At 67.2% G+C, this 20802-nt stretch carries 22 protein-coding genes; 11 read left to right on the forward strand and 11 right to left on the reverse strand.

The window, feature by feature from the left end; all coding sequences use genetic code 11:
- Positions 1 to 220: 220 nt before the first annotated feature.
- The gene (locus CRT60_RS27200; protein ID WP_098739622.1) at positions 221 to 1291 is read right to left on the reverse strand and encodes a response regulator; all 1071 of its coding nucleotides are present in this window, start codon (positions 1289 to 1291) and stop codon (positions 221 to 223) included.
- A gap of 375 nt (positions 1292 to 1666) precedes the next feature.
- On the opposite strand from CRT60_RS27200, the gene CRT60_RS27205 reads away from it, so the two are divergent.
- On the forward strand, positions 1667 to 2227 hold the full coding sequence (locus CRT60_RS27205; RefSeq protein ID WP_244592782.1) for a cation diffusion facilitator family transporter: 561 nt from the start codon (positions 1667 to 1669) through the stop codon (positions 2225 to 2227).
- 27 nt (positions 2228 to 2254) lie between these two features.
- On the opposite strand, the gene CRT60_RS27210 is transcribed toward CRT60_RS27205, so the two are convergent.
- A complete protein-coding gene (locus CRT60_RS27210; protein ID WP_098739624.1) occupies positions 2255 to 3529 on the reverse strand; it encodes a lytic murein transglycosylase in 1275 nt (424 codons plus the stop codon).
- 359 nt (positions 3530 to 3888) lie between these two features.
- Here CRT60_RS27210 and CRT60_RS27215 point away from each other — a divergent pair, with 359 nt between their 5' ends.
- Together CRT60_RS27215 and CRT60_RS27220 are read left to right on the forward strand one after the other, a co-directional pair.
- Positions 3889 to 4974, forward strand: coding sequence for a glycosyltransferase family protein (locus CRT60_RS27215; protein WP_098739625.1), 1086 nt, complete (start codon positions 3889 to 3891; stop codon positions 4972 to 4974).
- 214 nt (positions 4975 to 5188) lie between these two features.
- Positions 5189 to 5686: a GNAT family N-acetyltransferase gene (locus CRT60_RS27220; protein WP_098739626.1), complete on the forward strand. Its 498-nt coding sequence runs from the start codon at positions 5189 to 5191 to the stop codon at positions 5684 to 5686.
- 10 nt (positions 5687 to 5696) lie between these two features.
- Here CRT60_RS27220 and CRT60_RS27225 read toward each other — a convergent pair whose 3' ends face one another.
- Both CRT60_RS27225 and CRT60_RS27230 read right to left on the reverse strand, forming a co-directional pair.
- Positions 5697 to 5912, reverse strand: a complete 216-nt coding sequence (locus tag CRT60_RS27225) for a hypothetical protein (protein ID WP_098739627.1) — start codon at positions 5910 to 5912, stop codon at positions 5697 to 5699.
- Between the two features lie 364 nt (positions 5913 to 6276).
- A complete protein-coding gene (locus CRT60_RS27230) occupies positions 6277 to 6525 on the reverse strand; it encodes a hypothetical protein (RefSeq protein WP_098739628.1) in 249 nt (82 codons plus the stop codon).
- 271 nt (positions 6526 to 6796) lie between these two features.
- Between CRT60_RS27230 and fumC the strand changes: the two genes are divergently transcribed.
- From fumC to CRT60_RS27250, 4 genes are all read left to right on the forward strand, one after another.
- On the forward strand, positions 6797 to 8188 hold the full coding sequence (gene fumC / locus CRT60_RS27235; RefSeq protein ID WP_098739629.1) for a class II fumarate hydratase: 1392 nt from the start codon (positions 6797 to 6799) through the stop codon (positions 8186 to 8188).
- Between the two features lie 89 nt (positions 8189 to 8277).
- Complete coding sequence (locus tag CRT60_RS27240) at positions 8278 to 8484, forward strand: ribbon-helix-helix domain-containing protein (RefSeq protein ID WP_098739630.1); 207 nt, start codon at positions 8278 to 8280, stop codon at positions 8482 to 8484.
- Positions 8485 to 8578: 94 nt separating this feature from the next.
- Complete coding sequence (locus tag CRT60_RS27245) at positions 8579 to 9301, forward strand: DUF599 domain-containing protein (RefSeq protein WP_098739631.1); 723 nt, start codon at positions 8579 to 8581, stop codon at positions 9299 to 9301.
- 137 nt (positions 9302 to 9438) lie between these two features.
- Positions 9439 to 9654: a hypothetical protein gene (locus CRT60_RS27250; RefSeq protein WP_143273398.1), complete on the forward strand. Its 216-nt coding sequence runs from the start codon at positions 9439 to 9441 to the stop codon at positions 9652 to 9654.
- 32 nt (positions 9655 to 9686) lie between these two features.
- Here CRT60_RS27250 and CRT60_RS27255 read toward each other — a convergent pair whose 3' ends face one another.
- The 4 genes from CRT60_RS27255 to purE form a co-directional block, all read right to left on the reverse strand.
- Positions 9687 to 11438, reverse strand: a complete 1752-nt coding sequence (locus CRT60_RS27255) for an EAL domain-containing protein (RefSeq protein WP_244592783.1) — start codon at positions 11436 to 11438, stop codon at positions 9687 to 9689.
- 334 nt (positions 11439 to 11772) lie between these two features.
- Positions 11773 to 12966 (reverse strand): acyltransferase family protein, encoded by a 1194-nt coding sequence (locus CRT60_RS27260; RefSeq protein WP_098739634.1) that lies wholly within the window; start codon positions 12964 to 12966, stop codon positions 11773 to 11775.
- 555 nt (positions 12967 to 13521) lie between these two features.
- Positions 13522 to 14646 (reverse strand): 5-(carboxyamino)imidazole ribonucleotide synthase, encoded by a 1125-nt coding sequence (locus CRT60_RS27265; protein ID WP_098739635.1) that lies wholly within the window; start codon positions 14644 to 14646, stop codon positions 13522 to 13524.
- Between the two features lie 46 nt (positions 14647 to 14692).
- Complete coding sequence (gene purE, locus CRT60_RS27270; protein WP_098739636.1) at positions 14693 to 15229, reverse strand: 5-(carboxyamino)imidazole ribonucleotide mutase; 537 nt, start codon at positions 15227 to 15229, stop codon at positions 14693 to 14695.
- Between the two features lie 215 nt (positions 15230 to 15444).
- On the opposite strand from purE, the gene CRT60_RS27275 reads away from it, so the two are divergent.
- Entirely contained in the window at positions 15445 to 15909 is a 465-nt protein-coding gene (locus CRT60_RS27275) for a group III truncated hemoglobin (RefSeq protein WP_244592784.1), read from the forward strand.
- 74 nt (positions 15910 to 15983) lie between these two features.
- On the opposite strand, the gene CRT60_RS27280 is transcribed toward CRT60_RS27275, so the two are convergent.
- Complete coding sequence (locus tag CRT60_RS27280) at positions 15984 to 16184, reverse strand: YdcH family protein (protein WP_085089646.1); 201 nt, start codon at positions 16182 to 16184, stop codon at positions 15984 to 15986.
- 275 nt (positions 16185 to 16459) lie between these two features.
- On the opposite strand from CRT60_RS27280, the gene CRT60_RS27285 reads away from it, so the two are divergent.
- Both CRT60_RS27285 and CRT60_RS27290 read left to right on the forward strand, forming a co-directional pair.
- Positions 16460 to 17554 (forward strand): ATP-dependent 6-phosphofructokinase, encoded by a 1095-nt coding sequence (locus tag CRT60_RS27285; protein ID WP_098739637.1) that lies wholly within the window; start codon positions 16460 to 16462, stop codon positions 17552 to 17554.
- 17 nt (positions 17555 to 17571) lie between these two features.
- Entirely contained in the window at positions 17572 to 18030 is a 459-nt protein-coding gene (locus CRT60_RS27290; protein WP_098741052.1) for a TIGR02444 family protein, read from the forward strand.
- A 1-nt stretch (position 18031) separates the two neighbouring features.
- Here CRT60_RS27290 and CRT60_RS27295 read toward each other — a convergent pair whose 3' ends face one another.
- Positions 18032 to 18463 (reverse strand): hypothetical protein, encoded by a 432-nt coding sequence (locus CRT60_RS27295; RefSeq protein ID WP_098741053.1) that lies wholly within the window; start codon positions 18461 to 18463, stop codon positions 18032 to 18034.
- Between the two features lie 195 nt (positions 18464 to 18658).
- Here CRT60_RS27295 and CRT60_RS27300 point away from each other — a divergent pair, with 195 nt between their 5' ends.
- Complete coding sequence (locus CRT60_RS27300) at positions 18659 to 20434, forward strand: tetratricopeptide repeat protein (protein WP_098739638.1); 1776 nt, start codon at positions 18659 to 18661, stop codon at positions 20432 to 20434.
- Here CRT60_RS27300 and CRT60_RS27305 read toward each other — a convergent pair.
- The gene (locus CRT60_RS27305) at positions 20410 to 20670 is read right to left on the reverse strand and encodes a hypothetical protein (protein ID WP_098739639.1); all 261 of its coding nucleotides are present in this window, start codon (positions 20668 to 20670) and stop codon (positions 20410 to 20412) included. The two genes, CRT60_RS27300 and CRT60_RS27305, sit on opposite strands and share 25 nt — an antisense overlap.
- Positions 20671 to 20802: the final 132 nt, after the last annotated feature.

A 20802-nucleotide genomic window follows, 5' to 3' on the forward strand; every position in this document is an offset into this window, starting at 1 on the left:
GGACGGAGTGCTGGGGAACCGATTTGTTCGCTGGGCAAAAAGGTAATGAAGGCTGTCTTATATCGCAACGGCTGCGGCCGGCCGTCCTGCAAAAAGCAAGGAACGGCGCGGCAACTGCCGGTCTTCCGTAACGGAGCGTATGGAATGCCCTGATTTGCGGAAATTCCCTCTCCGTCCCCTCTCTCGCCCAGAACCGTCTCCAGACGATATGGGGGCGGACTCAGCGCCCCGTCAGGGGGGACTTGCCCGGAGGGGTCGGACTGCCGCCGTCCGGCCAATTGCCGAAATCGCTGTGGCCGCGGGCGGCCAGCGTGCGGACACTGGCCCGCAGGGTGCGGATCAGGCACAGCGCCACCGCCAACGACTGGGCGCCGCCGTCCGATCCGGCCAGCCAGCGCAGGGCCGCGGCATGGGCCTGGAGTGCATCGACATAACCCTCGATGTCCGGCTCCACCCAGGTGACGCAGGTGGACAGCGATGCGACGACCGAGGCCGCGGCGGAATCGCCTGCGGTGGCGATCTGCACGTCCGACAGGGCATGCCGCAGCCGGCTGCCGATCGGGTCGGGCCGCTCGATTGCCGCCTCCAGCTTGTCGAGCGCCAGCAGCATCCGCATCCGCTTGGGATCGTCGCTGCGCATGGCGGCGGCACCGCGGTCGGGCGGCATGGCGGCGGCCGGAACCGCGATCGGCGGCATCGGGGTCGGCGGCACCGGCGTCGTGGGTGGCGTTGCGGGAGGGGGCAGATGTGCCATGCCGCTCACCGCCGGGCGCGGCGTGGCCGGCCGGGGCGAGGGGAGGCTGGCGGTCGACGGGCTGCCCTGATCGGCCGGGTTGGCGGCCGGGCGGCTGGTATTGCGTCCCGGTTCCGCGGTTCCCGTCCGGGGGGAGCCGTCGCGGCGGTTCAGCACCGCGTCGATGCGACGGGCCAGGGTGGCGGCCGGCACCGGCTTCGCCAGCACGGAATCGGCGCCGGCATCCCAGGCGCTGCGCACGGTGGCGAGGTCGGCATTCGCGGTCAGCACGATGATCGGCATGCTGGGCCGCAGGCTGCCCGGCGACTGGCGGATCCACTGGACCAGCTGCGCGCCGCCGACCGGCTCCATCACCCAGTCCGTCACCATCAGGTCGTAGACCTCGCGCCGCAGCGCGTCCTTGGCCTCCTGGCCGTTGCCGACCGCGGTGATCTGGCCGACGCCCCACAGCCCCAGCATGTCCTTCAACGCGCGCTGCAACAGCGGATTGTCGTCGACGATGAGGATCTTGACGGGGGAGGCGGGACGCTTCGTCATGGAGTGGTTCCGATGATGCGGCTGTGTCTGTCCCGATATCCGCCTCCACGGCCCGCTTTTCATGGAGGGGGACGGGTAAGTGCCCAATGAGACAGCCCATGTACCGTTGGGTGGGCCGGGTTATCCCCAGCGCCGTTCGAATGGGTAGCCCGCGCGGTCGGGCACCTCTTTCGATACCGGAACGGTGAGATCTGCGCATATCAGAAAATTCTGATGGTTATGGACGCACGCGTCCGCTGCCCCTATGATTTCACTGTCAGGTTTCGAATGGGGCGGGCTATGAGCGGCGGATGCGGTGGCGGATCCTGTGGCGGCGGTTCACGTGGCGGTGGATCATCCCGTCTTTCCGGCGGATCGGGTGACCTGAAGCACACCATGCGGATGGCGATGGTGGTGAACGGACTGCTCGGCGCCCTGCTGCTCGCCAGCGCCAACGCGACGCAGGCGGTCACCCTGTGGGCTGCGGCCCTGCTGATGCTGAACCACGCCGCCGGCCATGCGGTGACGCTGGTCGGGCTGGGACGCCGGCCGGACTTGCACGGGCGCCTGTCGATGATTCAGGGGGCGGCGTTGGTCGTTGCGGCGGTGGCGCTGGTGGTGACGGCCGGGCGCAGCATCGCCGGCATGGCGATCCCCGACGTGCCGCTCGCCAGTCTGGCCCTGCTGCTGGCCATCGGCGTGACGGTAGCGACCGCGACCCTGCTGTTCGCCGGCCGGCGCGGCGCGCTGAGCCTGCGGGCGATCTGGCTGTGTTCGCGCAAGGATGTCCTGCCGCTCGGCGCCGGCCTGGTGGGGCTGGCGGCAAGCTGGCTGCTGCTGGACGGGGCGCCCGACGCGCTGGTCGGCGCCGGGATCGCAGCGTTCCTGCTGCCGGCCGCCTGGGGCCTGCTGCGCGGCAGGATAGGGGGCAGCGAGGGTGGTGTGGCTGGGCGATAGCCTCACCACCCCATCGGCCCCCTGTCTTCACGACCGCTGGCGCAGCCGCTCCAGCAGGGCCTTGGTGGCGAAGCCGTCCGGGATCTCCCCGACCGACGCCTGGAAGCGGCGCACCGCGTTGCGGGTGTTTGCCCCGACGATGCCGTCGGCGGCGCCCGGCTCCAGCCCCAGCGACGCCAGACGCTGTTGCAGGTCGATGCGCTCGTCGCGGCTCAGCGCCTGCTCCTCGCGCGGCCAGGGGCTACGGACGCCGGGCTTGCCGGTCATGCGGTCGGCCAGCATGGCGACGGCCAGTGAATAGCTGGTCGATGGGTTGTAGCGCATGATCGCGCGGAAGTTGTCGCGCACCAGGAAGGCAGGGCCGCGATGCCCGGCCAGCACCAGGATCGCCGCCGATCCCTCGCCGCCCAGATCGCTGCCGTCCACCGGACGGACGCCCAGCCGGCGCCAGTCCGACAGCGGCTTGGTGATGCTCAGCTCCGCCTGATCGTAGGGGAAGCCGTCGGGCAGCCGCACCTCCTGTCCCCAGGATTCTCCCTGCCGCCAGCCATTCGCCAGCACGAACTTGGCGGTGGAGGCCAGCACGTCGGGCATGCTCCCCCAGATGTCGCGGTGGCCGTCGCCGTCCTCGTCCACCGCGTTGCGCAGGAAGACGGTCGGCATGAACTGGGTCTGGCCCATGGCGCCGGCCCAGGAGCCGGTCATCCGCTCCGGCGCGATGTCGCCGGAATCGAGGATACGCAGGGCTGCCAGCAGCTCCGACCGGAAATAGGCGGCGCGGCGGCCTTCGAAGGCCAGCGTCGTCAGCGCGTCGATGACCGCGAAGTTGCCGGTCGACTTGCCGAAGTCCGATTCCACCCCCCAGAAGGCGACCAGGATCTCTCCCGGAACGCCGGTGCGGCGGGTGATGCGGGAAAGCAACGCCGCATGCTCCTGCAACTTCTGACGGCCGTCCTGGACGCGCTTTTCATTCACGGCGCTGTCCAAATACTGCCACACTTGCCGGGTGAACTCGGGCTGTGCGCCATCCAGTTCGACGACGCGGTCGGACAGCTTCACCCGCTGGAACGCGCGGTCGAAGGTCTGCGGACGGATGCCCTGGCCCAGCGCTTCGACACGCAGCGCCGCCAGCCATTCGGGGAAGGAGGCGGGCTGCTGCGCCACGGGCTGGACGGCCGCCGTCGCACTGCCGGGTGCCGAGGCAGCGGTTGCGACCGGAGCGGTGGCTCCGGTGCTCTGGCAGCCGGCCATCAGCAGCGTGGCGAGAAGGAGGCGGGCGGGATGACGGAACGGAAGTCGCATGCGCTCGACCGTGATCGGAGGGGAAGCCGGGCCGTGACCCTAAGGCCCCCGGGCGCAAGGCTCAACCGTCAAATGGGCAGCCCTGTCGGGGAAACGCCTATTGCGAGGGGTATACGCTTGCAGGGCCGCCGGACCGGTCCATATCAAATTTCAATGCAACGCTTTCGCAAATCCCGTCCGGCAAAGCCCTGTCTCCAGGCGCCGAACCCGGCCGGATTTGCCCAGGTTGACTTCGTCTTGGGCAGGGCTGCCGGGACGGGAGCGGAAGCCGGAACACCACCTTCTCCAATCGCGTTGATCTGGGAGCGCTTCCATCGGGAAGCAGCCTCCCGCCGCGGAACGCCAAGGGTGCCGACGCCATGAAAATCGTGATCCTCGGCTTGAGTAATGGGGGCTTGACCAACGGTTACCGCCAGGATGGCGGGCACAGCATGCGCTGGCGCGCGCTGATCCATGGGCTGGCGATCCGCGGCCATCGCGTCGTCGCGGTCGAGCGGACCGGCCCCGGCTCCCCTGTCCCCTGGACCATTCCCGGCGGCGACGTGCTGTCCTACGGCGCCTGGGACGAGGTTGCGGTGGCGGCCGCGGCCCAGGCGGACGATGCCGGCGTGGCGCTGGTGGTGGCGCAGGGGCCGGACGCCCGCGTTGCCGCCGACCTCGTCCGTCAGTCCAAGGCACCGCGCCGCGTGCTCTACGATCCGGAAGCGGCGGTCAGCCTGACGGCGCTGGAGGCGGGAGAGGCGGTGGACCATCTGCCGGCCGACGGGCTGGCCGGCTTCGACATGGTGCTCGCCTCCTGCGGCGGGCCGGCGCTGGACCGCTACCGCGCCAAGGCGGGAGCGGAGGCGGTGGCTCCGTTCTATCCCTGGATCGTGCCGGAGGTCGACAAGCCCGGCGACTTCAAGCGCGAGTATCTGGCCGATCTCTGCTGCATCGTCGGCGGGCCGGACGGCATCCGCGAGGGGCTGGGCAGCTTCTTCATCGACCCAGCCCAGCGGCTGACCCGCCGGCGCTTCGCGCTGGTCGGCGCCGATCTGCCCGACGGCGTGCCGCGCGCCTCCAACATCCTGACCTTCCCCGACCTCGACCCGGCGCGTCATGCCGATGTGCTGGCCTCGGCCAGCCTCGCGCTGACGCTGGCCCGCGACGACGAGCGCCGGATCGGCTGGTGCCCGTCGCCCCGGCTGTTCCTGGCCGCCGCCTGCGGATCCGCCATCGTCGCCGACCAGTGGGAAGGGCTGGACAGCTTCTTGGAGCCCGGCCGCGAGATCCTGGTCGCCGCCCAGACCGACGACGTGACCACGGCGATGATGCTGCCGCGCAACCATCTGACCGACCTCGGCCGCCGGGCGCGCAAGCGGGTGCTGGCCGAACACAGTGCCGAGCGGCGCGTGCAGGAGTTGCGCAGCATCCTGGACCTGAAGGGCAGCGGCGGTGACGACTGACGTCATCCGATTTAGAGTTCGTCTGGTGCTTCAATAAGCACCAGACGAACTCTAGGCTTTTGGTTTTTCCGTGTGATTCACGCTTCAAGCGATTCCGCTTGAACCGATCACACTTCAACGGGGATGCGAAAGTGCGGGGAGCGGGCTATGGTCCGCTCCCCGTTTCGTTTTGCGCCCAATGCCATTTGGCAAATCATCAGGGAGCCCGCCGCCGATGCCGACCGTCACCATCCGCCCCGCCGTCGAAGAGGATTGCACGACCATCCTGCGCTTTGTCCGCGAACTGGCGGAGTTCGAGCGCGAGGCCGATGCGGTCAAGGCGACCGAGGAGGATTTCCGCCGCGATGGCTGGGGGCCGCAGCCGGTGTTCGAGGCGCTGATCGCCGAGTTGGACGGCGCGCCGGTCGGCTTCGCGCTGACTTTCCGCAACTTCTCCACCTGGGAGGGGCGGCCTGGCCTCTATGTCGAGGATCTCTACGTCACGCCCGACGCCCGGCGCTACGGCGTCGGCCGCAAGCTCTTGGCTGCCGTGGCGAAGCGCGCGGTGGAGCGCGGTTACCGCCGGGTGGATCTGAGCGTTCTGGATTGGAACCCGGCGCGTGACTTCTACGACCGGGTCGGCTTCCGCCAGATGAAGGAATGGCTTCCCTATCGCCTGACCGGGGAGGCTCTTTCCGACCTTGCGGCGGAAGTCGGTACCGGGGAAGAGTAAAAGGCCGGGATCAGACGGCGCGGTTCAGAGCAGACACGCCGATGATCTCGGCGTAGTCGGCACGCTCGCTGCGCAGGTTCGACAGAAGATCGACCAGGCTGTCGCGGACGAAGGCATCGTCCTGTTCGACGATGGTGTCTTGCGTCAATCGAATGAATTGGTCGAGAAGCGCGATATGGGCCGCGGAGGAGGCGTTGATCTTCTTCGAGTTGACGGCGCCGATCATGTAAATCTCCCTGGGCCTGAGCGTTCCCGATGGCCTTATCAAGCCATCGGGCGAGTTAAAGACTTCCTAACGGGACTATGCGGCAGGTGGTATCTTCGGGGGTACTTCCGATCTATGGTCGCGTTGCATCGGATCACCCCGAAGAGTTACCTCAAAACGTCTATGAGGACCTTTGAAGTTCTGCTGCAATCGATCCCCGTCGGATGCCCCGGCGGGTAGCATGCATGATGACAACACGCACCGCTATGTCCGGTTGCTCAGACTGCCCGAGGGAATTGGAGGGAGGGACCACCGAAGGGTGCAGTCCCGCCCACCCGGTTGGGCAAGCACAACCCCCTGAAAATGCTGACTCCCGAAAAGTCGATCAGGCGGCGCGGCGGGCGGCAGTGCGGTCGCGGGCATCGGCGCGCTCCAGGGCGCGGGCGACCAGATCGTCGAAAACTCCGCCGATGGGCTCTTCCAGAACTGCGGCCCGGCCGGCAAGCATCGGGCCTTCCATCAGCAGGGAGCCTTCCTCGCCGGGGCCGAGAACCCGCCAGCCGCGGCTCTTCATCTCCGCAACGCGCGTCCGGGCAATGAAGGCGCGGACATGGTCGTATGCCAGATCGTCCATCCTGTTCCCCCAATCGCTGTCGGTACCCGCCGGCTTTACGGCGGATCATTGAGGAAAGCGTACGGAAGAACAGCGAACGCAACAAGAACAAATTCGAGTGAATAGCGAGGATTTCCGCCGAGTCGCTCAAGCTCCCGCTTGGAGCGTGGCCCTGGCCTGCGCATTCCCGGCCCTTGCCGTTCCGGGGTCCACTGCAAAGATCAGGCAAGGCGGGGGAATTTGCAACCCGTCCCACCCGTGACCAAAAGCGGCGATCAGGAAAGGTCCGACCATGAGCGGTGTCCGCACCGAAACCGACAGCTTCGGCCCCATAGACGTTCCGGCCGACCGTTACTGGGGCGCACAGACCCAGCGCTCGCTTCAGAATTTCCGCATCGGCGGAGAGCGCATGCCGGTGCCGCTGGTGCGCGCGCTGGGCATCCAGAAGCGCGCGGCCGCCGCCGCCAATATGACGCTGGGCGTGCTCGATCCGAAACTCGGCGCTGCCATCATGGAGGCAGCGGACGAGGTGATCGACGGCCGGCTGGCCGATCACTTCCCGCTGGTGGTCTGGCAGACCGGCTCCGGCACCCAGACCAACATGAACGCCAACGAGGTGATCGCCAACCGCGCCATCGAGCGGCTGGGCGGCACCATGGGGTCGAAGACCCCGATCCATCCCAACGACCATGTCAACATGGGGCAGTCGTCGAACGACAGCTTCCCCACAGCCATGCACATCGCGGCGGCCGACGAGATCGTGCACAGCCTGATCCCGGCGCTGGAGCATCTGCGCACGGCGCTCGATGCCAAGGCCGACGCCTTCCGGGACATCGTCAAGATCGGCCGCACCCATCTCCAGGATGCCACGCCGCTGACGCTGGGGCAGGAGTTCTCCGGCTATGCCGCCCAGGTCTCCTACGGCATCGGCCGGGTGAGGGGCGCGCTGCCGCAGCTCTACCGGCTGGCCCAGGGCGGCACCGCGGTCGGCACCGGCCTGAATGCCAAGCCGGGCTTCGCCGAAGCCTTCGCCGAGGAGGTGGCGGCCTTCACCGGCCTTCCCTTCGTCACCGCGGAGAACAAGTTCGAGGCGCTGGCGACCCACGATTCGCTGGTCGACGTGCACGGCCACCTGAACACGCTGGCGGTGTCGCTTATGAAGATCGCCAACGACATCCGCCTGCTCGGCTCCGGTCCGCGCTCGGGCATCGGCGAGCTGTCGCTGCCGGAGAACGAACCGGGATCCTCCATCATGCCGGGCAAGGTCAACCCGACCCAGTCGGAAGCGATGACGATGGTCTGCGCCCAGGTGATGGGCAACCACACCACCGTCACCGTCGCCGGCGCCACCGGCCATTTCGAACTGAACGTGTTCAAGCCGGTGATCGTTTTCAACGTCCTGCAATCGATCCGCCTGCTGGCCGACGCCGCGAACAGCTTCACCGACAATTGCGTGGTGGGAATCGAGGCCAACCGCGAGCGCATCGCCAGGCTGGTGTCGGACAGTCTGATGCTGGTGACGGCGCTGAACCCCCACATCGGCTATGACAATGCGGCGAAGATCGCCAAGAAGGCCCACAAGGAAGGGACAAGTCTAAAGGAGGCCGGGCGGGAACTCGGACTCCTGACGGATGAGCAATTCGATCAATGGGTTCGCCCCGAACGGATGGTTGGTCCCGGCTAAGCTTGGGGTTAGGGTGGGGGTGCGTCTTTCCCGGCCGTTCCGGCCTTCCTCTGACCACCCCCATCTCCCACTGCGATGCGTGCGTGACCATGAAGAAGCGTTCGGTCCTGATCGCCGGCCATCCCACCAGCGTCTCCCTTGAGGAGGAGTTCTGGGACGCCCTGAAATCGGTGGCGCAGTCCCGCGGCCTGTCGGTCAATGCCCTGATCGAGGAGATCGACCAGACCCGGACCGGCAACCTGTCCAGCGCCATCCGCGTCCACGTGCTGAAGGCGGTGCAGGGGCGCGGGGAGTAGGAGGCCTCTCGGATACCCGCAGGTGGACACCCGCCCATTGCCGGCGTACACGGGTGCCTGGTCCCCCTCATCACCGTGCCAAGACCCCGCCGCCATGCCGCCAGACGTCACCACGCTCGACATCATCGCCTTCGTCTGGTTCATCGGTTCCTGGGTCGGATTCACCGTCACCCAGGACCATCTGATGGCCGGGCGCAACGTGGTGAACCGGCATCTGCGGATCGTGCGCCGCCACTGGATCGAGCGGATGCTGGAGCGCGACAACCGCATCATGGACGCGCAGCTGTTTGGCCACACCATGCACAGCTGCACCTTCTTCGCCTCCACCAACATGCTGGTGCTGGCCGGACTGATCGGGTCCTTCGGTGCGGCGGAGCGGGCGCAGCAGCTGATCTCGGACCTGTCCTTCGCCGTCCCGACCTCGCACCAGATGTTCGAGATCAAGATGCTGCTGATGGTGGTGATCTTCACCTTCGGCTTCTTCAAGTTCACTTGGGCGCTGCGTCAGTACAATTACTGCTGCGCCCTGATCGGTTCTGCGCCGATGCCGCCGGTGCCGCCGCAGGACCGCCGGGAGATCGCCCAGACGATCAGCGAGGCGCTGACCCTTGCCATCGTCGCGCTGAACGGAGGCATCCGCGCCTATTACTTCGCACTGGCGGCCCTGGTCTGGATCATCGGCCCCATTCCGCTGATCGCAGCGTCGAGCGGCGTTGTTTTCGTTCTCACCCGCCGTCAGGCGTTTTCCGCCACCGAGAAGGTCATCCGCGTGCAGACCCAGTGGTTGGAAAGAAACGATTCAAGCAAAGCGAAATAACAAATAAAATCCCACACGTTTTCTTGCGCATGCGACCAAATATCCTCTACCTGATGGCGAGTTTCGGCGGCTAAGGTCCGGTCATCGAGGATCGCACGACAGCTTGTCGGTGCGGCGCAGAGAACAAGAGGGCGGAAATGAACGCCGACACTGCACTAACGATCATGGAAGCGCTCGATCAGGCGGAGGCTCTGCTGAACCGCGTTCACCTGCGCGACGGCTATGCCGGACGCGACACGCTGGCCCGCAACCGGGAACTTCTGAACGCGGCCCGCAATCGGCTCGATCAGGTTCACAGCATCGAGGAAATGGGCGTGTTCGAGGGCTTCGGCCGGTCCCCGGTCCTGGCCTGAGACGGCACCGGTATTCCGGCGATCACCGCACGTCAGCCCTTCAGCAGCACCTTGCCGCCGCTGCGCACCTTCGACCAGTCCTTGGCGAAATAAGCGAAGTCGCTCGACGGCCGGCTGAACAGGAAGCCCTGGGCAAACGACACGCCCAAGCCGTTCAGCAGCTCGGCGTGCACCGTCTCCTCCACCTGCTCGCCGATCAGTTCCAGCCCCAACTGGCGGCAGACATCGACCATGCTGCGCAGCATCGCCATGTCGCGTGGGCTGTTCACGGCGCCGCGGACGAACTTGCCGTCGATCTTGGCATAGTCGGCCTGGATGCCGTACAGCGACTGGAAGCTGGTGGATCCTGCGCCGACATCGTCCAGGCAGATGCGGAAGCCGCTTTCGCGCAGCTTCTGCAGCACCTCGTTCAGCTTGGCGATGTCGGTGACGACGACGGTTTCCGTCACTTCGATGAGCAGCTTCGAGGCCAGATCGCCGTAGGGGGCGACGACCGACTGGAACTGCTTGAAGAAGATCGGGCTCATCAGCGTCTTGGCCGACAGGTTGATCGCCACGTCGGGCAGCTTCGGTTCCTTGCGGAACTGCTGCAGCGTGTCCAGCACCGTGCGGGTCAGAAGCAGGTCGAAGTCGTAGATCAGCCCGACATCCTCGGCGAAGGTGATGAAGTCGGCCGGCGAGCTCGTCCCTTCGACCCGGGTCAGCGCCTCCAGATGGTGGACGGCGCCGGTGCCGATGTCGACGATCGGCTGGTAAACGACGATGAAATTGCGGTTGTCGATGGTGGCGCGCAGTTGCCCGATCCGTTCCACCGCCCCGGCCATCAGGCGGTTCGCGCCATCCTCCAGGCTGGAGATGGTGAACTCGCCGCCTTGCGCGGAGGCGAAGGCCTGCACGGTGTAGACCAGCGCGCGGGCGGCATCCGTGGCGTCCAGCCGGTCGTCGGCCATGTCCAGCGTCCAGGACCGGATGCCGCCGGGCAGGGCGCCGCCCGCCGCCTCGATGATCTGGGCGATGTGGCCCTGCACCTCGCGCCCGTCGATGTCGGCGGCATGCACGATGCCATAGCGATCGCCGGTCAGTTGCCCGGCGCTGTCGCCGTCGGCGGAAATGCCGCGCAGATAGGCGTCGATGCCCTCGCGCACCTCCGCCGCCGCTCCCTCCGGCATCGAATCCACCATCGCCTGCAACCCTTCGACCAGCAGCAGGGTCAGCCCCTGCTCCAGTCCCCGTTCGCGCGCGGCGTGGATGCGTTCCTCCAGGATGCCGGCGAAGCCGCACTGGTCGAGCAGTTCACCCTGCGCCGCCGTGACCGCCCCACTGCCGCCGTTGCCACGGGCCGGAGCGGTCAGCAGCACCGTGAGGAACAGGGAACCGGGACAGGAGTCGAGCCGGCAGCCGCCGAGCAGTGCCGGGAACTGCTGGCCGTCGAAGGCCTGGAACATCACGCGCGACGGCTTGATCCGCGCCTTTTCGCGAATGCGGTCAAACAGGACATGGACATATTTGCGGTCGCCGGGGGCCACCACCTCCATCAGGTTGCTGCCGACCAGCCCGCCGACCTCGCCCTTGGTCAGCCGGCAGCGGGCGCCGGCGGAAAACAGGATGTTGCCCTGGGGATCCGATTCGATCAGCAGATCGGCGGCGGCGAAGGCAAAGCCGACGAAGCGGTCGCGGTCGCGGCTGGACTGTGGACGGCGATGGCCGGCCGCGCCGGAGGCCGGGGTGACGGCCGGTCCGATCGGGGGAGGGGAGCGACCTGCGCTTTCCTGCGACAAGGGCATCGTCATCCGGCTACAAATTACATCAAAGTTTAGAGAGTTTCTTCCTGAATGCAACAGAGAGTAACCAATATCGATACGAGATAAAAGCCGCATCGACGGGAAATGACCTGCGCCTGACTTGAACACCACAATTTGAGACATCTATTTCGCAAATGCGAACTAACGGACGTAACTTCGCCGGGTGCTCATGGCTGCGATTAATAACGTTACCAGGAAATTGACGAAATCGTTCCGATATCGGAATGACCGTTTTCGATGCTGTCCATCATGAGCGGGCGACCCTATCGGGTCTTTTCCGCCGGAGCCGCCTCGCCATGCATCGTGGTTAAGAAGGTCAGGTGACTTCCATCGCCGCCGGCCGGACCGCGGGCTTCCGCCGCTTCGACAGCAGTGCGCTGAAGCTGGATTGTCCGGGTATTTCCACGAAGCGGTAGGTCAGGCTGGCGACCGCGACCACCGTCCCCAGATAGGCGAGCGCCAGAAGATCCATCATCCAGGTGGCACCGAAGGAGATCAGCCGGTCTTCGGCGCCGTCGGTCGCCTGCTCGACGAACATCGGCTGGCCCGACAGCCTCTGCGTTGCGACCGCTGCCTTCTCGTACAGCGCGATGACCAGCGCATGCACCATGTAGACGGAGTAGGAGCGGGCGCCCAGCCATTGGAAAGGCCGCATCGCCAGCAGCCGTGAAATCACCCCGCCTTCGAAGGCGAACACCCAGACGACCAAACCGAACAGCAGGGGCGAGGCATAGGACAGGGCGTTTCCGCGCGCCGTTGCAACGAAGATGATCACGGCGGCAAGGCTGAGCCCCTCGCTCAGCCCGGCTATCGTCGACCCAACTGTCGGCCGCCGCATCGGCAGCCTGGACAACAGTCCGGCACCGCGGGTCGCCTGGAACAGCCGATACGCCACATGGCCGGTGAAGAAACCATAGAGGCAGCGGAAATATCCAAAGTCGAAGCTGGTGTCTATGTATTGGTCGGACCATCCCATGACCACGAAAGCGCCGGTCGCCGACAGCGCCACCGCCGACACCGTCACCAGCCATGTGCGGCGGGCCAGCAGGCAGAGTGCTGCGAAAGTGACGTAGGCAAGGAACTCGGCGCTGATCGACCAGCTCGGAATGTTCCAGGTCAACCCGTCCTCGATGCCCAGGGAGTGTACAAGGAACAGGTTGCTGAGAATGGAGGACGGCGCGAAGCGGTCGGTGAAGGCCGCCGTCTCGCCGCTGATCGCCAGTGCCTTCACCATCTCCAGCGGAATGAAGGCGATCAGGGTGGCGGCATGCAGCGGCCAGACCCGGCCAAGGCGTCTGACCAGAAAATTCCCGCCGTCCGCCGTCGAGTTCAGGCGGTGGATATAAGCGTGGGTGATGACGAAGCCGCTGAGAACAAAAAAGAAATCCACAAACAAATAACTGCCGCGAACGAACGGAACGAGGTAGAAGTGCCCGGAAGCGTTGAAGTGAAATAATGCGACGAACAAAGCGCATAAGCCGCGCCAGCCGTCGAGAACTGGAAAGCGCATTTCGGATCTCCAGATTGGCGTATTGTCTCAGCCATCTCACACCGGCTGCCGATATATTTGTTCTGAAAAGTGATACCTGCTCAGCAATGGGGGCTATGCGCCCGATTACCGCTGGCTGAACGTAAATGTCGGAACCGCAACCAAAAAGCGGAAATCAGGCTTATTCCGAACGCCGGCCGGTGATTACCTCCGAAAGGTTGTGGCGATGGAATGCCCGCTTCCTGAGGACCGCGGATTTGTCCGGCCGCGGGCGGCCCTACCCGTTGTGAGCGGCACCATATCAGGCTGGAGCCTGAAACACCGTTTGGTTGTCTTGGAAGCGGTACGCTGCTTGCGCCTTCAGGTTGCGCTCTTTCGGCCTTGAGCCGGGCAGGCTCAACCGCCATTCTCCAGCCGTCCCGTCGTGGCCGAGAAACCGGTGATGCCCATCCACCGGCGCAGCGCGTGCAGTGGCTGCACGTCGGTAGCGACGGGACCGACGCCCCGTCTAAATAGAAAGGGCCCCGCCGACCGTACCGGTCGCGGGGCCCTTCGGCTTTTGCCGTGGCGCCTGCGTCAGCGCCGCGGGAACAACCGGTTGACGTGGCCCATCTTGCGGCCGGGCCGGGCTTCCGCCTTGCCGTACAGGTGCAGCCGGGCGCCGGGTTCGGCCAGCAGTTCCGGCCAGCTGAGCACGTCGTCGCCGATCAGGTTGGTCATTTCGGCATCCGCCACCCGCTCCACCGAGCCCAGCGGCAGGCCGCAGACCGCGCGGACCAGCTGTTCGAACTGGCAGGTGGCGCAGGCATCCATCGTCCAGTGGCCGGAATTGTGCGGGCGCGGCGCCATCTCGTTGACCAGCACGGCGCCGTCGGCGGTGACGAACATCTCCACCGCCAGCACGCCGACAAGGTCCAGGGCCTCGGCGATGCGCCGCGCGATGCGGTCGGCCTCCGCCGCGGTTGCCGCCGACACCTTGTCCGGCGCGGCGGGCGCGACGGTGACGTCGAGGATGCCGTCCTTGTGCCGGTTCTCCACCGCCGGATAGGCGACCATCGCGCCGTCGGCGCCGCGGGCGACGATCACCGACACTTCGCAGGCGAAGGTGACGAAGCCTTCGACGATGCCCTCCACGCCGGGCTTGCCGCCGCCGATGCTGGCCCAGGCCGCCGCCGGATCGCTGCCGCTGTCCAGCCGGGCCTGTCCCTTGCCGTCATAGCCGAGCCGCGTCGATTTCAGAACGCAGCGCGGACCGACCTCGGCCACCGCGCGGGCGACCTCATCGGCGCTGTTGGCGGTGCGCCAGGGTGCAGTGGCGATGCCCAGAGCGTTGACGAAGCTCTTTTCCGCGATGCGATCCTGCGCCACCGACAGCACGTTCGGGCCAGGGTTCAGGTTGGTGAAGCGGCGCAGATGCTCGGCCGTGGCGACCGGCACATTCTCCCACTCCAGCGTCACCGCATCGACCGAGCGGGCGAAGCGCTCCAACGCGTCCAGATCGTCCCAGCCGGCGACGGTCGCCGCGGCGCTGACCTGCGCCGCCGGGCTGTCGGCGGCGTCCGGGGCGTAGACATGGGTCTTGTAGCCCAGACGTGCCGCGGCCAGCGCCGTCATCCGGCCGAGCTGTCCGGCACCCAGCATGCCGATGGTGGAGCCGGGGGCGAGGCGGGGCAGGGGAGTGCCGGATGGGGTGCCGGTCATGACGGTGAGGCTTTCAAGTTGTCCGGGCCAGTTATCGGGCCAGTTGTCAGGCAGGGTCGTCGACGGGGGCTTCGGCGACCGCGGCGGTCTGGCGGGCGCGCCAGCCATTCAGCGCGTCGGCCACCGCCGGGTCCATCAGGGCGATGACCGAGCCGGCCAGCAATGCTGCGTTGATGGCGCCGGCCTTGCCGATGGCGAGCGTGCCGACCGGCACCCCGCCCGGCATCTGCACGATGGACAGCAGGCTGTCCATGCCCTTCAGCGCGTGGCTTTCCACGGGCACGCCGAAGACCGGCAGCGGCGTCATCGACGCGGCCATGCCCGGCAGATGGGCGGCGCCGCCGGCCCCGGCGATCACCACCTTCAACCCGCGCGCCTTGGCGGTGGTGGCGTAGTCCACCAGCCGGTGCGGGGTGCGATGGGCGGAAACGATGCGGACTTCGTGCGGAACGCCCAGCGCGGCCAGCGTGTCGGCGGCGTGCTTCATCGTCGTCCAGTCGGACTGGCTGCCCATGATGATGCCGACCAGCGGCTGGACGCCGGTAGCCGAGGTGGTGCTGTTGGGGGAATGGTCGGCGGTCACGGCCTGGCGCTTTCCTCAAGGTCCGGAAAGCGGCGCATTATAGGAAGAGTCGGGCTTCTGTCCAGAGGCGGCGCCGTTCCTTGGCGTCTGCGTGCTGCGAATCCCACCCTGCGGCTGCGACATTCCGGCCCTTCCGGCGGAACATGGTTCCACTTATGGTGCCGCCTTATATGGACTGGATAGACCCTGCTCAATTCACTCGGCGGACCCATCGCATGACCGACTCCGTTTCCGGCGAAGACATCGGCGACACCCAGCGCAAGGAACACCGCGACATCCGCGCCGCCATGGCGGAGGAACGGATGGCCGCCGTCGGCATCGACGAGGCGTCGATCGAGACGCTGGTGCGGACCTTCTACGGCAAGATCATGAAGGACGAGGAGCTTGGCCCGATCTTTGGCCGCGCCATCACCGATTGGGAGCCTCATCTGCGCAAGATGATCGATTTCTGGTCGTCCATCGCTCTGCTGACCCAGCGCTACGACGGGCGTCCGATGCCGGTCCACATCTCGCTGGGGCTGGAGCCGCCGCATTTCGAACGCTGGCTCGGCCTGTTCCGCCAGACCGCCCACGAAGTTCTGCCGGCCGAAGGCGCCAACTTCCTGATCGGCAAGGCCGAGAACATCGCCCGCAGCTTCCAGATGGGCATCCAGTTCTTCACGGTGCCGAAGAAGGGGTGACGCTTCGGTTCCCAGCCAGCCCGTCATTCCCGCCTTCGCGGGGATGACGGCACGAAGGCGCGTCGCGTGTCCCGTTAAGCGATGATGTCCGGCAGCAGCCGGCTTTCCAGGACCATGATCTGGTCCTTCAGCATCAGCTTGCGCTTCTTCAGCCGCTGCATCTGCAACTGGTCATAGGGCGCACGTTCGACCAGCCGGGCGATGACGTCGTCCAGGTCACGGTGCTCGCTGCGCAAGCTCGCCAGCTTTTCCTTCAAAATCTCTTGCTCGTTCATCGCGCCCGTTTAGGAATGGCCGTTGCCCCGGATGGTTCGGGGGTGCTCTTGCGGGTGACCCTTTGGCTGGGCGACCTCGACTATACCAGATTTCCGGCAGCACGGCACCGTCAAACCGCCGGCTCGGCCCTTTGGCATGCCCGTCGTGTCGCCGGACGGAGTGCGGCCGGCGCAATGCCCCTTTTGCGGATGCGGGCAACGATTGCGGGAAAGTTCTGTTCCGGTAACATGGTGGTCCATTTCAACGAACAGGCGAACGGGACGGGAAACCCTCAATGACTGCCCCTAATAAAGCCGGCAAGCGCATCGGCATCCTGACCAGCGGCGGCGATTGCGCCGGGCTGAACGCGGTCATCCGTGCGGTGGTCCACCGCGCCACCGGCTATGGCTGGCAGGTGCTGGGCATCAAGGAAGGCACCCAGGGCCTTCTCCAGCGCCCGGTGCAGTACCAGACGCTCGATCTTGGCTCCGTCGACGGCCACATGATGCGCCAGGGCGGCACAATCCTCGGCACGACCAACCGCGGCGACCCCTTCGCCTATCCGATGCCCGACGGCACGCTGAAGGACCGCTCCGACGAGATCGTCGGCGGCTACCGCGAACTTGGGCTGGACGCGCTGATCGGCATCGGCGGCGACGGCAGCTTCGCCATCCTGCACAAGCTGGCGCAGAAGGGCGGCTTCCCGATGGTGGGCGTGCCCAAGACCATCGACAACGACCTGGGCAAGACCGAGGTGTCGGTCGGCTACGACACCGCCGTCGCCGTGGCGGTGGAGGCGCTGGACCGCCTGCAACCGACCGCAGCCAGCCACCACCGCGTGATGGTGCTGGAGGTGATGGGCCGCGACGCCGGCCACATCGCGCTGGCGGCCGGCATCGCCGGCGGGGCCGACGTGATCCTGATCCCGGAGATCGCCTATTCCATCGAAAGCATCGCAGCCAAGATCCAGAGTGTGCGCGACTCCGGCCGCAACTTCGCCCTGGTCGTGGTGTCGGAGGCGGTGAAGACGCTGGAGGGCACCGGGGTCAAGAAGATCCTCCAGGGCGGCGAAAAGCGCTATGGCGGCATCGGCGACTATATCGGCGAGAAGATCGCCGACGCCACCGGGGCCGAAACCCGCGTCACCGTGCTGGGCCATGTCCAGCGCGGCAGCATGCCCAGCCCGCGCGACCGCCTGATCGCCTCGGCCTTCGGTGTCCATGCCGTCGATCTGATCGCGGAGGGCAAGTTCAACCGCATGGTCGCCTGGTCGAACCGCGGCGTCATCGACGTGCCGATCACCGAGGCGATCGAGCATTATTCCTGCGTCGAACTGGACGGTGCGCTGGTGAAGACGGCCCGTGGCCTGAACATCAGCTTCGGCGACTGATCCAGGCGATGGGCGAAATGCCGGCAAATCCCTTCTGGGACTTTTCCCTGGCCGTCTATGGGCGGCCGGGGGTGCCGGCCTGCTGCCTGTCCCTTCAGGACCGGCGCGGCGTCGACGTGAATGTGCTGCTGTTCGCCGCCTGGGCCGGCCTGGACTGCGGCATCCGCCTGTCGGCCGAGGAACTGGCCCGCATCGACGGGGCGGTCGCCGGCTGGAGGGAGGAGGTTGTGCGTCCGCTGCGCGCACTGCGCCGCCGCGCCAAGGCGGAGGACGACGCCTTCTATCGCCGCATGAAGGCCGCGGAACTGGAGGCCGAGCGGGTCCAGCAGGACCGCCTGTTCGCCGCGGCGGGCTTCACCCCGCAGCCGGGCGGCGGCGTGGAGCTTGCCGCCGCCAACATGGTGCTGCTGGTGCCCGGCGGCGACCCGGCGCTGGAGGAACTTGCGGGGAGGCTGTCGGGAGTGTTCGGGGCCTGACCTAGCGGTTCAGGATCAGTTCGTTCGGGTCGCGCACGGTGTTGGACACCAGCACCGGCTTGCCGGCATAGAAGGCGCTGCACCGCTTGCCGCTGACCAGCCGGGTCAGCGCCGCTTCCCATTCGCGCCCCTTCGGGCCGATGATGCGCAGCTTCAACTGGTCGATCAGCGGGAACACCTTGAACTGCTCGATCTCCAGCGGTTCGGAGCTGGTGGTGGTGAAGGCGTCCTGCTTCAGGGTCAGCGTCTTGCCGTTGATCTCCAGCGTCACGTCCTGGGCCCAGGGGCAGCCGTTCGGCTTGGCGCCCTCATTGGCCTGCGCGGCGCCGATCCCGAAACCAACAGTCCCGAACCAAGCGGTCAGCGCGGCGGCGAGAGTAACCCGGCAGAGGCCGGAGTGGCAGAAGAGTGCCCGGATTGGGCGGGTGATCATGATCCGCTCCTCGAAGAACGGCGCGGACAATAACGATGGGTCAGCGTCATGACAATCCAGGGAAAATCCCAATTCTGTGACCGTTTGCGACGATTTCAGGCATAGGCCCGGCTGGACCGGGCGGGTTCCGAAGAGGCATGATCCCGTTCCCGGCGGCAAGCCCGTTACTCCCTCCATCACTTCACATGTGTGCCGATGGTTACTTTGTCGCAGGCTCTGCTGATCGCGCTGGACCACCATCAGGCGGGCCGTGTGGCGGAGGCGGAGGACATCTACCGCCGAATCCTCGGCGCCGACCCCGAATTTGCCGACGCCATGCAGCTTCTGGGGGTGCTCGCCGCCCAGACCGGCCGGCAGGCGGCGGCGCAACGCTCCCTGCGCCTTGCCGTGGCGTTGCGTCCCGACGGGGCCGGCGGGCTGTCGAACCTTGCCGGCGTCGAGCAGTCCGCCGGCGCCCTCGACGCCGCCGTGCGGCACTATGGCCGGGCGTTGCGCCTGATGCCGGACCTTGCCGACGCCCATGCCAGCCGCGCCGGTGCGTTGCGCCGGCTGGGGCAGGTGCCGGCCGCGCTGACGGCCACCGGCCATGCGCTGGCCCTGGCCCCCGACCATACCGACGCGCTGGCGAACCGGGCCGCCGCCCTGCTGTCCTGCGGCGATGCAAGGGCGGCCGAACGCTGTGCCCGCCGCTCGCTGAGCGTGAACGCCCGGTCCGCCGTTGCTTATGCAACGCTTGCCGCGGCACTGGCGGCCCAGCGCCGCTGGGCGGAAGCCGAGTCCGCCGCCCGTGATTCGCTGGCTCTCGACCGCAACGCCGCCGAGCCGTGGGAAGTGCTGGGCGCCGTCCTGGCCAAGCTCGCCCGCTTCCCGGACTCGCTGAACGCCTTCGCCATGGCGGAGCGCCTGCGACCCGGCCCGTCGGTCCATGCCGCACGGGGCATCGCCCTGGTCGCCATGGCCCGCCCGGCGGAGGCTGCCGTCGCGTTCGAACGCGCGCTGGCCGACCGGCCGCAGGATGTCGGTCTGCATTGGAACCTCGGTTTCGCCCGGCTGATGGCCGGCGATTACCGGCGCGGCTGGCCCGAGTTCGACTGGCGCCGCCGTGACCCCCATGCCGATCCGCCCTGGAGGCCATTCCATCAGCCACCGTGGCAGGGCGAGCCGCTGAACGGTCGCACGATCCTGCTCTATGCCGAACAGGGGCTGGGCGACACGCTGCAGGTCCTGCGCTATGTCCCGCTGGTGGCGGCCCGCGGTGGCCGGGTGGTGCTGGAGGTGCAGCGGCCCCTGCTGCCCCTGATGGCCGGGCTGGAGGGGGCGGCGCAGGTCATCGCCCGTGGCGATCCGCTGCCGCCCTTCGATCTCGAATCTCCGCTGATGAGCCTGCCGCGCGCCTTCGCCACCGACCTCGACAGCGTGCCTGCCGACATCCCCTATCTGCGCCCCGACCCGGTGCGGGTAGCCCGCTGGCGGGAGCGGCTGGGGCCGCGGGACGGCCTGCGCGTCGGCGTCGTCTGGGCCGGCAACCCGCGCTTCCCCGGCGACGAGGAGCGCTCCCCCCGGCTCGCCGGACTGCGTGGGCTGTTCGATGTGCCGGGCTGCCGATTCTATGGATTGCAGATGGGGCCTGGACGCGCCGGCCTTGCCGAGAGTGCCTTGCCGGACAGCTTCACCGATCTGGGGACCGCCATCTCGGACTTCGCCGACACCGCGGCGATCATGGCGAACCTGGATCTGGTTGTGTCGTCCTGCACCGGTCCGGCCCATCTCGCCGGCGCGCTGGGCGTGCCGCTGTGGGTGGCGCTGCCCTTCTCGGCGGACTGGCGCTGGCTGACCGGCCGCGACGACAGCCTCTGGTATCCGACCGCCCGCCTGTTCCGGCAGCCGGCGCCCGGCGACTGGCCTGCGGTCGCCGGGCGCATGGCCGCGGAACTGGCGGCGCTTGCTCAGCGCTTCAGGCCGTTGCCGTAGCGGGAGCAGTCGTAGTCATCGGTCCCGGCCTCGGCATGGCCGCCGTTGGAGGTGTTGTAGCGCGGGTCGTCGCAGCGGCCGTTGCGGGCATAGGAATCGGAATTTCCCGACCCGAACAGCCCACCCCCGCCGCTGTTGCCGAACAGCCCGCCACCGCTGTTGCTGCTGGTCTGGTTGCAGGCGGCGAGCGCCAGCGGCACGGCGGCGACGATCACGAAGCGGAGCGCGGTCTTCATGGCAGTCCCTTTCCCTTATGAGGATTGCGAAGGAGAGTTCTTCCTTCGCCCTCAACAGGGCAGGGGGCCGGCAAGTCCCGTGCCGGCGCTCGGGTTAACGCTTCCTGGCCTGAAAACGGCTTGCCGCGCCGC

It is taken from the genome of Azospirillum palustre (assembly GCF_002573965.1).
In the GTDB taxonomy this organism is placed as follows: domain Bacteria; phylum Pseudomonadota; class Alphaproteobacteria; order Azospirillales; family Azospirillaceae; genus Azospirillum; species Azospirillum palustre.